The following is a 438-nucleotide window of genomic DNA, read 5'->3' on the forward strand; positions in this document are numbered from 1 at the left end:
GCTGGTGTTCAACCGCGCGAATCACGTCGTGATCGGCGGTGCGATCGCCGGCACCGGAGACGTGGTGCAAGCGGGCTCGGGCTCGACGACGCTGACCGGCTCGTTGACTTACACCGGCAAGACATACCTGACCGGAGGAGAGCTGGCCATTCACGGCACGACGCTGGGCTCGATTTCAAGCGCGGCGGGCGTCATCGGGCAGGGTCCGCAAGAAACGCTGACCTTGCGCAATGCGGAATTGAACGGCTGGATGCATGCGCCGGGCACGTTGAACGTGGATGCCTCCAGCCGCTGGAACATGTTCACGGACCCGGACAATCCCGCATTCAATCCCGCATACGCGACCACCGGTCACGGGACCGCAATCAGCTTCGCTGGCGAGATCAACCTTGCCGGCCGCATCAACTTCATGCCGCCCGGCACGGCCAATGGCCCATC

1 protein-coding gene is annotated in these 438 nt (G+C 64.2%); it reads left to right on the forward strand.

Annotated elements, in window-relative coordinates:
* Nucleotides 1–438, forward strand: a 438-nt coding sequence (locus tag KVT32_RS28810; protein WP_217619283.1) for a hypothetical protein, incomplete at both ends; no start/stop codon positions are given.

Origin of the sequence: Achromobacter sp. GbtcB20, from assembly GCF_019091095.1 — a bacterium.
Taxonomy (GTDB): Bacteria; Pseudomonadota; Gammaproteobacteria; order Burkholderiales; family Burkholderiaceae_B; genus Achromobacter; species Achromobacter mucicolens.